Here is an 11,807-nt window from a genome sequence, read left to right as displayed (position 1 = left end):
GCCCCCGGCCGCCGGTGCGCCCGCGACTCCGCGCACTGGGGCGGCCCGCTGGCCAGCCTGGCCATCGCGCGGACCGTCGAGACGTGCCCGTCAGGCCGCGCTCAGCGCGATGACGATATCGGCCACGGTCCGAGGGTCGGAGAGAGGTGTGCCGAGCATCCGCTCGAGTTTGGCCAGGCGGTAGCGGACGGTGTTCTCATGGATCCGCAGCCTGCGCGCCGTGTGAGACACGGTCCCGCCCTCCCCATAATGCACCGCGACTGTTTCCCACACATCTGGATCCGCCCGAAGACGATCAAGGCACCGGCGCACTACCGTCTGATCGAATTGGGACCGCAGGCGAGCCGCAGCCCATTCGAACGGCCGCATGTCATCGACGGCGACCAAGCGGTTCCCGCGTACCCGAGCAGGTGCCACGGCAGCCGCGGTGTCGGCAGCGGTGAGCATCTCGGGAATCCGCGAGAGTGCGACAAACGGCTCCGAAACACCGCCTACTGCCCGCTCGACGGGAAGTACCTGGTCGATCGCAAGGCGCGCCGCGAAGACCAGCGTGTATTCCGCGTCCCTCGCTGAACGCGCGGTCTCAGCGGTGAGTACCGGGCCGTCCGACCACGCGTCAGTCGAACCGCTCAGCGCGGTCCACGGCTCTCCGCTGGACTCTGCGAGCGGGGCCATGCCTCGCGCTGCCTCTGTGCGGATTACCACCCGCGCAACTCGAACCGGCTCCCAGCTCTCGAAGCCCATCGCCTCCATGGCGCGCCAGAGCGCGGGTTCACGCACTGAGGAAATTCCCTGCTGCAGGGTCCTGACAAGCTGCTCCGATTCAGTGCGCCGACTGCTCACCGCGAGCGCATTGAAACTCGAGAAGGAGCGCAGGAGCTTTCCCATACACTCCAGCACGGTGCGCACGAGCTCGTTGGAATCTCTGGCTTCGTCATCGCTGCCCGAAACGACCCGCGCGACGACGAGCCCGTAGGACTGCCCGCGTATGCGGATGTCGAGCCGGTGCAGGGCCCAGCGGCCGATGCGTCCGCGCGCTTCGGAGCTCTCGTGCAGCCAACCCGAGATCAGCCGAGCCGGGGCAGAGCCGACAGACCGCGCGACCTCGCCTCGCTCTGTCACGACAACCACGGACGCGTCACAGATGCCGCCGGCGCGCCTGATGAGCGATTCGAGCGGATCCGCATCGGCCATGGAGGTCAGCAGCTGATCCAGCACCCATTCGCGCGTCCGAGCCATGCACCTCCTTGTGAATTTTCCAAATCCTACCCTGGGATTTCTCCGCATCCACATTGCACTCGACCGCCTCCCCCGCCAGGCTGTGAAGCACATCACCTATCAAGGAGAGTCAGATGGCCGATCTCCGAGTCGCCGTTGACGTTGGAGGAACCTTTACCGACGTCTGTATTTTCGACCAAGACGAGCAGCAAATGAGCGTGACCAAGGTTCCCTCCACCCCGGACGATCCTATGGAGGCCGTCCTCAACGGCGTTGCTCGCGCCGGTATTGACCTCGGCGATGTGCGCCTCTTCTCACACGGAACAACCGTTGCCACCAACGCGCTCATCACCCGCAAGTTCCCCAAGGCGGCTATGGTGACGACCGAGGGGTTCCGCGACGTCATCGAAATCCGCGACGGCACGAAGGACAATCTCTGGGATGCCTACGCAGACGTCAGCGGACCGTACATCCGGCGCAGGGACCGATTCGAGGTGCCCGAGCGCATTGACTACCGCGGCAATGTCGTGACACCCCTCGACGCAGACGCAGCGCGCAGCCTCGCGCAGCTCCTCAAACGGCGCGGTGTCGACACGGTCGCCGTCTGCTTCCTCAACTCCTATGCCAATCCGGAGAACGAGGAGCGCATGCGCGAGATCCTGCAGCGCGAACTCCCGGAAGCGAGCATTTCGACCTCCGCTGAGGTCCTGCCGGAGATCTTCGAACACAACCGCTTCAACACAACCGTGGCCAATGCGGTCCTCGGCCCGCTGGTTTCCGGCTATGTGAATGCGCTCGACGCCCGCCTCACTGAGGGAGGCTACGGGGGAGAACTGCTTCTCCTGCACTCGGGGGGCGGTTCAATGACGTCGCAGATGGTCACGAAGTTCCCTGTGCGACTCGCTGCCTCCGGTATTGCAGCCGGCGCGATCGCCGCCCAGCACATCGCCGAACAGTGCGGGTTCGACAATGCTGTCGGCCTCGATATGGGAGGCACCTCGACCGATATCTCACTCATCGCGGACGGTGAGCTGCGGGAGACCAACGAATGGGAGGTGGAGTACGGCCACCCGATTGTCTTCCCCAGCATCGAGGTGCTGACGATCGGCGCGGGGGGCGGATCCCTCGCTCACATCGACGTTGCGGGCTCGCTGCGCAACGGGCCGCAATCGGCGGGTGCACAACCGGGTCCTGCCTGCTACGACCGTGGAGGTGAGGAACCCACGAACACGGATGCCAACCTCTGGCTCAATCGCCTCGGCACAGACTTGGCCGACGGGGAAATGCTGCTCGACCGGGAGCGCGCACGCACAGCCATCGCCGAGCGCATCGCGAATCCGCTGGGACTCGACGTCGATACGGCGGCCGATTCCATCCTGCGCGTAGCCAATGCCAACATGGCAGACGCCGTGCGCCTCGTGTCGATTCGCAGAGGCCTCGATCCACGGGATTTCGCCCTCATCGCCTTCGGCGGCGCCGGGGCGCTGCACGGCGCCGAGGTGGCCCGAGAGCTCAACATCCCCACGGTGATAGTGCCGCCCAGCCCCGGTGTCACCTCTGCGCTGGGCTGCTTGCTGGTCGACATCCAACACGATCTGTCACAGATGTACACGGCTGCCGCAGCAGACACGGATGCCCATGACATCGATGAAGCGTTTGCGCAGTTGGAAACCGAAGGACGGGAACGGCTGCGCCATGAAGGCGTGGACGAAGCCGACTCAGTGCTGCGCCGGGGGATCTCCATGCGCTATCAGGGCCAGTGGCGCTCGCTGCAGGTGACGATGGGAAGCGGTCCAGACGCTCTCGAGCAGGCCATTCAGACGTTCCACGAAGAACACGAAAAGCAGTTCGCGTTTCGTCAGGACTCCACCCCGGTGGAGATCTACCAGCTCCACCTCAAGGCACTCGGAAAGACACCGAAGCCCACGTTCACCCCGGAATCCGAGAGCGCCGGCGGGACCCCTGAGCCGAAAGGCGAGCGCGAGGTGTTCTTCGAGGGCAGGTGGTTGACTACCCCCGTCTACCAGCGAGAAGAGCTGCGCGCAGGCCAGACCCTGCCCGGGCCGGCAATCATCGACCAGCTCGATTCCACCACCGTCGTCCCACCTGCTGCCCATGCATCCATTGACGGCTGGCACAACATCCGCATCGACCTGAGCGAAGGCAAGGACAAGCGATGAACACGGCACCCCCTACCAAGACAGCGGGCGGGCGCGAGCTCGATCCCGTGACGTTCGAAGTGCTGAAGAACGCGTTCGCCACGAGCGTCGACCTGATGAGCGAGCAGATCCTGCGCACCTGCTACTCCTTCGTCATCTACTCCCGCGACTTCTCCTCGGCACTCTGCGATCGCCACGGGAACACAGTCATGCAGGGAAGCGCGGACATCGCCGTGCACGTGGGCACTCTCCACTTCCAGTGCAAGGCCGTCATGGAGGAGTTCGGAGACGACATTCACCCCGGAGACGTCTTCATGATCAACGACCCCTACCGGGGCGGTACGCACTTCAACGACGTCAGCTTCATCCGGCCCATCTTCGCGGAAGAGGAGATCATCGGGTTCGCGCAGAACAAGGGGCACTGGGCCGATATCGGCGGCAGCGTGCCCGGTTCTTTCGACGTGAGCGCGAGCGAACACTTCGGTGAGGGATTGCGCATCACCCCCCTGCGCATTTGGAGCGGTGGGCGCTTCCTCCACGATGTCGCACAGCTCCTCGTTTCCAACACCCGTGCCCCCGACCAGGCCATGGGCGATCTGCACGCGCAGTCGGAGGCAACCGCGGTCTGCGAGCGCGAAGTCCTCCGACTTGTCGAGAAGTACTCGAAGGACACCGTCCTCGAGGCCATGCAGGAAACCCAGGACTACGTCTGCCGAACGGTCCTGGAGAGCCTCCGGGAGTTGCCGCAGGGCGAGTGGGAAACGGTTGACTACCTGGATGAGGACCCTGCGAACGGAGAGGGCCTCGTACCCGTTCGAGTGAAGCTCCGACTCGACGGCGAGGGCATCCACTACGACCTGACGGGTTCTGCACCAGCCGTCTCCACGTTCCTCAACTCCGGGTACGGAACCACGTTCTCCGCCGTGTACGCCGGCACGAAGACCTTCTTCCCCGAGGTGCCCCTGAACTCCGGGTTCTACGAGGCAGTGACTGCGGACATCGGCGACGAGGGAACCGTCGTCAACGCAGGATGGCCGCATGCAGTCACAGGCTTCTGCTCCGGTCCGTACGAGAAGGTGATGAACGCGGTCTTCGAACTGTGGAGCCAGATCATCCCCGAACGCGCCATGGCGTGCGCGTTCAACCTCGAGTACCTATTGGTCGGCGGTCATGACGACCGCGTTTCCGCGAGCCCGTATTTCATGTGGTACGACTGGATGGCCGGTGGCTGGGGTGGCCGGTCCACCAAGGACGGGTCATCGGCCACTGCACCCGTCTTCGGCACCGGGCTGGCTGTCCAGCCCGTCGAAGGCCAGGAACGACTTTCGCCCGTCCTCACCACGCAGCATGCGATCAGCCGTGACTCCGGCGGCCCAGGCCGCTACCGGGGCGGCTGCGGCATCGACAAGGGCGGCATCCTCACCGATGCGGCCGGGACGGTGATGAGCTATTGCTGTGACCGCGGCCGGTCAGTGACATGGGGCATTCAGGGAGGCCTGCCCTCGATTCCCCACGGCGTGTGGTTGAACCCCGACGCCGCAGACAGACGCTACCTCGGCGCAGCGTTCTCCAATGTGCCGATCGGCCCAGGAGACCACTTTCAGCGGCCCTCCGCCGGAGGAGGCGGTTACGGCGATCCCCTCGAACGCCCAGCAGCCGAGGTGCTCGAAGACGTGATCGACGACTACGTCTCCGTCGAGCGCGCGGCGAAGGACTACGGCGTCGCCATCATCATCAACGATGCAGAGCTCGATGACTACGAGATCGACGAGGCCGGAACGCAGGAACTGCGCAACCGGATTAGGGCAGAGCGCCTCGGGTGGCTGGACGAGGACCCTGCCGGGGTGGCCGAGCGCTTCCGCGCCGGCGACCTCGACACGCACGACGTGGTGCGCCGCTACGGCGTCATCCTCGATTGGGGGACGGGAGAGCTCCAGCCGAATTCCACTGAGCAGTTCCGGGAGAGCATGCGGAAGCGCTCCGCACAGCACTGGCACTGACCTGGCCGACGTCCGTGGACGGAACGACTGCACCGACAGCGTTCCGCCCACGAGGCGTCTGACCCGACTGTGACTGTGACCGTGGAACGGTCTCCTGGGGTTCGACCAGCTGTGGGCGTGGTGACTGCCGCCGTCGCGTCTCAGACCCCGCCTACGACCGGGCGAGCAGCGCGGCCACGGCCTCACCGGTTGCGGGCCCCAGGGCCATGCCCCACATCCCGTGGCCGGCCGCCACGGCGACGCGGGCGTCGAGGCGGCGGGTGACTGGGCGGCCATCGGCGGTCACGGGGCGCGGGCCCACCCATTCATCCCGCCGCGAACTGAGGTCCACGCCGCGCAGGTAGGGCTGGGCGGCGGCCGCAATGCGCGAGGCCGCTGCGCGTCGGGCCGGCGCATCCGGTGCGGCGAACTCCATCGTGCCCGCCACGCGCACACCGCCGCCGTAGGGGGTGAGCACGGTGCGCTCACCGGGCAGGTAGACCGGGCCGGCCCGCAGCGCATGCGCGGCGCGAGCGGTGTCGACGCCATCGGCGAAGGCCGCGCTGAACGAATAGCCGCGGCCACTGTGCACCCCCACCCGGGCCCGCGCACCGAGGATGCTCGTCAGGATCCCATCGGTCCACGCTCCCGCGCAGACAACGAGCCGATCCGCCGCCAGCACCTCTCCCGCGCCGGTGAGCACGCTCACCGCGCGGTTTCCCGAATGGCCCGATACCACCCTGGTATGCTCCCGCAGCTCAACGCCGTGCTCGAGCACCGCGCGCCGCAGGGCCGCGCCGAAGCGCCCCGGGTCCACATACGCCTGCCCGTGGACGGCGAGCACGGCCCGGATGCGGTCTGAGAAGAAGGGCGCCTCCCCCGGCTCCGCGCGTTCGACGCTCACCTCCGCGCCGGCCTCTTCGAGCTGGGCGAGCTCCGCGGCGAAGGCCTCGGCTTCTGCCTCACTGGTGCAGCCCACGGTGATGGGCGCGCGCCGCAGCGGCGCATCGACACCCGCGGCGCGCAGGTCGTAGTACGCCCCGAGCGCGCGCGCCACGAGGGGCGCTGTGCTCTGCACGGCCGCGTGGAATCGCGCCTCGGTCATCTGCAGGGCGAGCCTCGTGAGCAGAAGCCCCGTCCCGGGGGTGGGCCGTGGCACGGAGAGCGCCGGGCTGCCGCGCAGGAGACCGCCCACCGCCGAGCGCCACGCACCCGGGGGCGTCAGCGGGGCGACGAGCCCCGGGCAGATCCATCCCGCGTTGCCCCAGCTGGCACCGCGGCCGGCCTCACCGCGCTCCACGACGGTGACGCGATAGCCCGAGCGCGCGAGGTGCAGGGCCGAGGAAAGGCCCACGATCCCCGCGCCGACGACCAGTACCGAGCCCGCATCGACCACAGCCTGCTGCTCCTTCCCGCCGGAGCGGATCACAGATGCTTGTTCAGCCGCTTCTCGACGAGCACCGAAAGCCACGTGGCCGGGATTGAGATCATCGCGTAGAGGATGCCGGCCAACACGAAGACGGTCAGATACTTGAACGTCGACGAGCCGATCGAGTACGCCTGGCTCATGAGCTCCGGCACCGTCACGGTGTACGCGAGCGACGTCGTCTGGAACAGGATGACCGCGAAGCCCATGAGGGAGGGCAGCGCGATCCGCCAGCCCTGCGGGATGACGATGTAGCGCAGCGTATCCCCCCAGGTCATTCCCAGCGCCTCCGCTCCCTCGATCTCCCCCTGCGGCACCCCGGAGAGCCCGCCCCGCAGGTATTCGGCGCAGTACGCCCCGGTGGTCCAGGTCAGCGCGAGCGTCGCCGAGGCCATGGCGCTGAGGGTGAGGCCCGCGGTCGGCAGGCCGAAGTACATGAACTGGAGGACGACGAGCGCGGGCGCTCCCCTGCCCACCTCGACGAACGCAACGGAAAGCCAGTGGAGAACCGGATTGTGCGAGCGGATGCCGAACGCCAGCACGGTGGCGAGCGGCAGGCCGAAGAGCAGCGAGAGAAGGGTCAGGAGCAGGCTGACCCGCAGGCCGCCCAGCAGGGCCGGCAGGAATTCCTGGGCATCGGCGAAGAAGGTCATCGGGCCACCACCGCGCTCATGCGCTCGTCCACTCGGCGGGAGAGGATGCCGACCGGCACGCTCACGAGGATGTAGACGGCCGCCGCGAGCAGGAACACCACGATCCCGTTGCCCGTCGTGCGGGCGAAGTTCCCCGCCTGGAACACCATCTCCGCGACCCCGATCGTGGAGGCGATCGAGGAGTCCTTGAGCAATCCGATGCCGTAGGTCGTGTAGCCCGGCAGCGCGACGCGCCAGGCCTGGGGGGCGATGATGTCGGCCCACAGTCCGCGCGACGTCATGCCGAGAGCGCGCCCCGCCTCGAACTGGCCTGCGGAGACGGAGGAGACGGCACCGCGGAAGATCTCCGCCAGGTAGGCCCCGGAGACGAGTCCGAGGCCCAGGACGGCCGCGCCGAAGGCGGAGAGCTTCGCGGAGCCGAGCGTGACTCCGTAGTAGAAGATGAACAGCCAGACGACGATCGGCACGCCGCGCAGCAGGTCGATGACCATCCGGGCGCCCAACCACAGCAGCCGGTTGCCGGAGAGCGTGCACGCGAGCAGCGGCAGCGAGACGAGCGTTCCGATGATGAGCGCAGCGGCCGTGACCCCGAGGGTCAGCGGGATTCCGGTGAGGACGGCGTGGAGCATCACATCACCTCTGGAGCACGGCGTGGAGGAAGGACCGCGTGCGCGGGTGGGAGGGGTCCCCCATGATGCGCTGCGGATCGCCCTGCTCGATGATGCCCCCGTCCGCCATGACGACGAGGTCCTCGCAGACGTTGCGGGCGAAGCCCATCTCGTGGGTGACGACGATCATCGTCATGCCCTCGGCGGCCAGTTCCTTCATCACCTCGAGGACCTCGGCACCCACCTCCGGGTCGAGCGCCGAGGTGGGCTCGTCGAAGAGCATGACCCGGGGCTCGAGCGCGAGGGCTCGGGCAATGGCGATGCGCTGCTGCTGGCCACCCGAGCACTTGTTCGGATACTGGCCGCCCTTGTCGGCCAGGCCCATGCGCGCGAGCAGCTCCTGTGCCCGGTGCTCCGCCTCTGCCTTCGACCTGCCGAGGATGCGCTGCTGCGGCAGCACGACGTTGCGCATGACGCTCATGTGCGGGAAGAGGTTGAAGTGCTGGAAGACCATCCCCGTCTCCCGGCGAAGCGCATAGAGCTGGCGCTTGGAGAACCGGCTGCGCGCATCGATGCGGTGGCTGCCGATCTCGATCTCCCCCGCATCCGGGCGCTCGAGCAGGTTCATGCACCGCAGCAGCGTCGACTTCCCGGCACCCGACGGGCCGATGAGGGCCGTCACCGTCCCCTCGAGCACGGTCAGATCGACCCCCTCGAGCACCGGATTTCCGCCGAACGCCTTGGACAGGTCGCGTACCCGGACCACCGGCGCTCGCCCCGGCAGTCGCTCTTCTGGATTCTCGATCAAGGATGCCCCCTGTGTCAGTCAGCCTGCGGTCTGGGATTTCAGCCGATGAGGCGGGGCTTGCCGGTATCGGCCGAGGACTCGGGCAGGCCGTGCTGCTTGAGGATGTCCTTGATCGTGCCGTCCTCGTGGAACTGGGTGAGCTGCTCGTTGAACGCCTTCGTCATGTCCGCGTTGCCCTTCGTCTGCGGGAACGTGATCTGCGCGGCTTCAATCGAGGCCTTCACCCGATCGTCCTTCTCCACGGTCTTGACCTGGTATTCCTTCTTGTCCTTGAGGCGATCGGACGCGGACCCGAAGCTGTCGAGGCCCACCTGGATGCGCCCGGCCTCGAGATCCTGCTGCATTTCGACCGCGGAGGGGTAGACGGTGAAGTTCGAGCTCATCACCTTCTTCATGTCCGGGACCCACAGGTAGCCGTCGACGCTGCCGACCTTGAGCTTCTCCATGTCCGGGATCTTCGTGATGCCGTCCTTGGAGATGGCGGCCATCGTGTCCACGTAGACTGGGTCGGTGAGGTTGGTGGCCTCGTTGCGCTCCTTCGTCCGGTAGAACGCGCCGGTGGCGACGTCTGCGCGGCCGTCGGTGACGGCGGGAATCGCGCCGGCGTACGTCGTCTGCATCCACTTGACCGTTTTGCACTCGGCCTGGGCGATCTTGTTGACGACCTCGATGTCGACGCCCTGCGGCTGGCCGTTGTTGTAGGCGGTGAACGGCGGCAGCTCCGGCACGGAGACCGTCAGCGTGCCGTCGGCGATCGTCTTGAACTCGTTCTTCGGCTTGCAGTCGGACTCCACACTGCCCGAGCCTCCCGAGCTCTCACAGCCGGTGAGAGCAGCGGCGAGGGCGAGGGCGGTGACACCGACGGCGGCGAACTTCTTCATGGTCTGCTCCAAGCGAATCGACGTTGGTTGTGATCTTTAACACGTTGACGGTTATCGATAACCTTAGGCAAAAGCGTTGCCGAGTCAAGCGCTGAGGCAGAATCGGGGGAGATCCGGCAGCACCGGATCGGAGCACTCGGCCGAGGAGGCTGCGATGATCACACACTCTGCGCCGCTGCGCCCGCGCACCACCCTGCGCCAGGAGGCCTGCGAACTGGTCAAGCGCGCGCTGCTGCGCGGTGAGATCGGCTCCGGCGAGATCATCTCCGCCAATGCGCTCGCGGCCGATCTGGGGATCTCCAACTCACCGGTGCGCGAGGCGCTCTCCGACCTGGCGGGCGACGGCCTGCTCGAGCTCGTGAAGAACCGCGGGTTCCGAGTCAGGACGATGACGATCGCCGACCGCGAGGAGATCCACGCGATGCGCTCGATCCTCGAGGTGGAGGCCATGCGCCTTGTCGCCCGGCGCGGACTGAGCGGAGCGGAGGAATCGCGGGCAAGGGAGCTGACAGAGCAATCGGTCCAGCCCCTGCACGAGGGGCTCACCGGCGATTACCTCGATGCCGATCACGCATTCCACATGTATCTGCTCTCGCTGCTGGGCAATGCGCGCCTCAGCCGCTCCGTCGGCCTCCTGCGCGATGAGACCCGCATCTGCGGGGCCTTCATCAACATGCCCTCGAACGAGCTCGTGGCCTGCTCGACCGAGCACTACGACATCATCGCCGCAGTCGTCGCCCAGGACGAGGAGCGCAGCGCAGACCTTATGCGCCACCACCTCGAGTTCTCCGCCACGCGCGGAGCCACACGGGGCGACGCGCACCGCGCCCGCTGACCCGCACTCCGGACCCGCGACTCCGCGCACTGAGGGCGCTCACGGCTGACCGCAGCCACCGCCCGCCCGGGCTCAGCCGCGGCGGTGGTCGGTCTCCCGGTTGCGGCCGGGCAGGCCCGTGCGGTTCTCGCGCTGCGGGGCCACGATGACCTCCTGGGCAGCGGCGATCCGCTCATCGCCGTCGCCGGCGACGGTCAACGGCGCCTGCGGGTCTAGGCTGCGCTTGACGAGGGCGAGCGCCACGGGGCCCAGCTCGTGGTGCAGGGCAGCCGAGGTGACCGTCCCGACGGGGCGCTGCGCCCCCCGGACCTCGCCGAAGACCTCGGCCCCCGCCTCGGGCAGCGAGTGGCCGGAGCCGTCGAGGTGGAGGAACACGAGGCGCCTGGGCACCTGGCCCAGGTTGTGCACCCGGGCCACTGCCTCCTGGCCGCGGTAGCAGCCCTTCGCCAGGTGGACGGCGGTGCGCAGCACGTCGAGCTCGCCCACGAGCGCCTTGTGGTCGACCTCCGCGCCCCCCGGGCGCCACGCCTCGATGCGCAGCGCCTCCCACGCATCGCGCCCGGCCACCCGGGCCCCGGCGGCCTGCGGATCCCAGTCCGCCAGGGCGGCCCGCGGGCAGATCGCGATGCGGAAGTCCAGCCCGTCGCCCGGGTGCTCGGGGGATGCGGTGGGCATGCCCAGGTCGATGAGAGCGTAGGACGCGGAGCCCTCGCCGATCGCCGGCCACGGGTCGTCCCACTGCGCGGCGACCGGCAGCGACTCCGGCGCGGGGCCCACCGTGCCCACGCACTGATAGTCCGCGCTGACATCGGCGAGCTCGACGCGGAGCATGAACTTCATCCGCTCGAGGAAGTCGCGCGCCGCGTCGGCGTCGAGCTCGCTGATGAGCCACAGGCGGTCGGCCGCGGCGACGATGCGCAGCCAGGATTCGATGTGTCCGGTGGGGCTGAGCACGAGCGTCTCCGTCGACTGGCCGGGCTCCAGGCCGTCGAGCTTCTGCGTCGTCAGCGACGACAGCCAGCTCAGCCGGTCGGCCCCCGTCAGCTGGAGGACGCGCAGCGAGGACAGGTCGGCCACCGCACGGCCCTGGGCCAGCGCGCGCTGCTCGGCCAGGGGCACGCCGAAGTGGGCCGCCTCGTCGGAGCGCTCGGCGGCGCCGAACACGGCCTCGGAGCGGGGGTAGCGCAGTGAGCTCATCGCTCTCCTTCGCGATCGGGCCGGCGCTTGCCGGCATTCGGCT

10 protein-coding genes are annotated in these 11,807 nt (G+C 67.8%); 3 read left to right on the top strand and 7 right to left on the bottom strand.

Features of this window, described 5'->3' with window-relative positions; genetic code table 11:
* Positions 1-90: 90 nt before the first annotated feature.
* Entirely contained in the window at positions 91-1,239 is a 1,149-nt protein-coding gene (locus BRM1_RS12195) for a helix-turn-helix domain-containing protein (RefSeq protein WP_268526275.1), read from the bottom strand.
* Between the two features lie 113 nt (positions 1,240-1,352).
* On the opposite strand from BRM1_RS12195, the gene BRM1_RS12190 reads away from it, so the two are divergent.
* The gene (locus tag BRM1_RS12190; protein WP_268526273.1) at positions 1,353-3,398 is read left to right on the top strand and encodes a hydantoinase/oxoprolinase family protein; all 2,046 of its coding nucleotides are present in this window, start codon (positions 1,353-1,355) and stop codon (positions 3,396-3,398) included.
* Positions 3,395-5,377 (top strand): hydantoinase B/oxoprolinase family protein, encoded by a 1,983-nt coding sequence (locus BRM1_RS12185; protein WP_268526271.1) that lies wholly within the window; start codon positions 3,395-3,397, stop codon positions 5,375-5,377. The genes BRM1_RS12190 and BRM1_RS12185 overlap by 4 nt, the downstream gene beginning before the upstream one ends.
* A 151-nt stretch (positions 5,378-5,528) precedes the next feature.
* On the opposite strand, the gene BRM1_RS12180 is transcribed toward BRM1_RS12185, so the two are convergent.
* Genes BRM1_RS12180 through BRM1_RS12160 form a run of 5 tightly spaced genes read right to left on the bottom strand, consistent with a single transcriptional unit; the run spans position 5,529 to position 9,732 of the window.
* A complete protein-coding gene (locus tag BRM1_RS12180; RefSeq protein WP_268526269.1) occupies positions 5,529-6,752 on the bottom strand; it encodes an NAD(P)/FAD-dependent oxidoreductase in 1,224 nt (407 codons plus the stop codon).
* A gap of 29 nt (positions 6,753-6,781) precedes the next feature.
* Positions 6,782-7,435, bottom strand: a complete 654-nt coding sequence (locus BRM1_RS12175) for an amino acid ABC transporter permease (RefSeq protein ID WP_160952948.1) — start codon at positions 7,433-7,435, stop codon at positions 6,782-6,784.
* Entirely contained in the window at positions 7,432-8,064 is a 633-nt protein-coding gene (locus BRM1_RS12170; protein WP_160952949.1) for an amino acid ABC transporter permease, read from the bottom strand. The genes BRM1_RS12175 and BRM1_RS12170 overlap by 4 nt, the downstream gene beginning before the upstream one ends.
* A gap of 4 nt (positions 8,065-8,068) precedes the next feature.
* Positions 8,069-8,851 carry an amino acid ABC transporter ATP-binding protein gene (locus BRM1_RS12165; protein WP_326957128.1) on the bottom strand — a complete coding sequence of 261 codons (783 nt, stop codon included), beginning with the start codon at positions 8,849-8,851 and terminating at the stop codon, positions 8,069-8,071.
* A gap of 38 nt (positions 8,852-8,889) precedes the next feature.
* On the bottom strand, positions 8,890-9,732 hold the full coding sequence (locus BRM1_RS12160) for a substrate-binding periplasmic protein (RefSeq protein WP_160952951.1): 843 nt from the start codon (positions 9,730-9,732) through the stop codon (positions 8,890-8,892).
* Between the two features lie 154 nt (positions 9,733-9,886).
* On the opposite strand from BRM1_RS12160, the gene BRM1_RS12155 reads away from it, so the two are divergent.
* Positions 9,887-10,567 (top strand): GntR family transcriptional regulator, encoded by a 681-nt coding sequence (locus BRM1_RS12155; RefSeq protein WP_268526266.1) that lies wholly within the window; start codon positions 9,887-9,889, stop codon positions 10,565-10,567.
* Positions 10,568-10,639: 72 nt separating this feature from the next.
* Here BRM1_RS12155 and ygfZ read toward each other — a convergent pair whose 3' ends face one another.
* Positions 10,640-11,764, bottom strand: coding sequence for a CAF17-like 4Fe-4S cluster assembly/insertion protein YgfZ (gene ygfZ, locus BRM1_RS12150; RefSeq protein ID WP_268526263.1), 1,125 nt, complete (start codon positions 11,762-11,764; stop codon positions 10,640-10,642).
* Positions 11,765-11,807 lie beyond the last annotated feature (43 nt).

This window comes from Brevibacterium sp. BRM-1, assembly GCF_026802075.1.
Lineage (GTDB): Bacteria > Actinomycetota > Actinomycetes > Actinomycetales > Brevibacteriaceae > Brevibacterium > Brevibacterium rongguiense.
This window is presented reverse-complemented; position numbering and strand designations above follow the sequence as displayed.

What these genes read in the sequence shown, in the direction of transcription:
- BRM1_RS12195 (WP_268526275.1), bottom strand. Translation starts at nt 1,239, where the DNA reads ATGGCTCGGACGCGCGAATGGGTGCTGGATCAGCTGCTGACCTCCATG.
- BRM1_RS12190 (WP_268526273.1), top strand. Translation starts at nt 1,353, where the DNA reads ATGGCCGATCTCCGAGTCGCCGTTGACGTTGGAGGAACCTTTACCGAC.
- BRM1_RS12185 (WP_268526271.1), top strand. Translation starts at nt 3,395, where the DNA reads ATGAACACGGCACCCCCTACCAAGACAGCGGGCGGGCGCGAGCTCGAT.
- BRM1_RS12175 (WP_160952948.1), bottom strand. Translation starts at nt 7,435, where the DNA reads ATGACCTTCTTCGCCGATGCCCAGGAATTCCTGCCGGCCCTGCTGGGC.
- BRM1_RS12170 (WP_160952949.1), bottom strand. Translation starts at nt 8,064, where the DNA reads ATGCTCCACGCCGTCCTCACCGGAATCCCGCTGACCCTCGGGGTCACG.
- BRM1_RS12160 (WP_160952951.1), bottom strand. Translation starts at nt 9,732, where the DNA reads ATGAAGAAGTTCGCCGCCGTCGGTGTCACCGCCCTCGCCCTCGCCGCT.
- BRM1_RS12155 (WP_268526266.1), top strand. Translation starts at nt 9,887, where the DNA reads ATGATCACACACTCTGCGCCGCTGCGCCCGCGCACCACCCTGCGCCAG.
- ygfZ (WP_268526263.1), bottom strand. Translation starts at nt 11,764, where the DNA reads ATGAGCTCACTGCGCTACCCCCGCTCCGAGGCCGTGTTCGGCGCCGCC.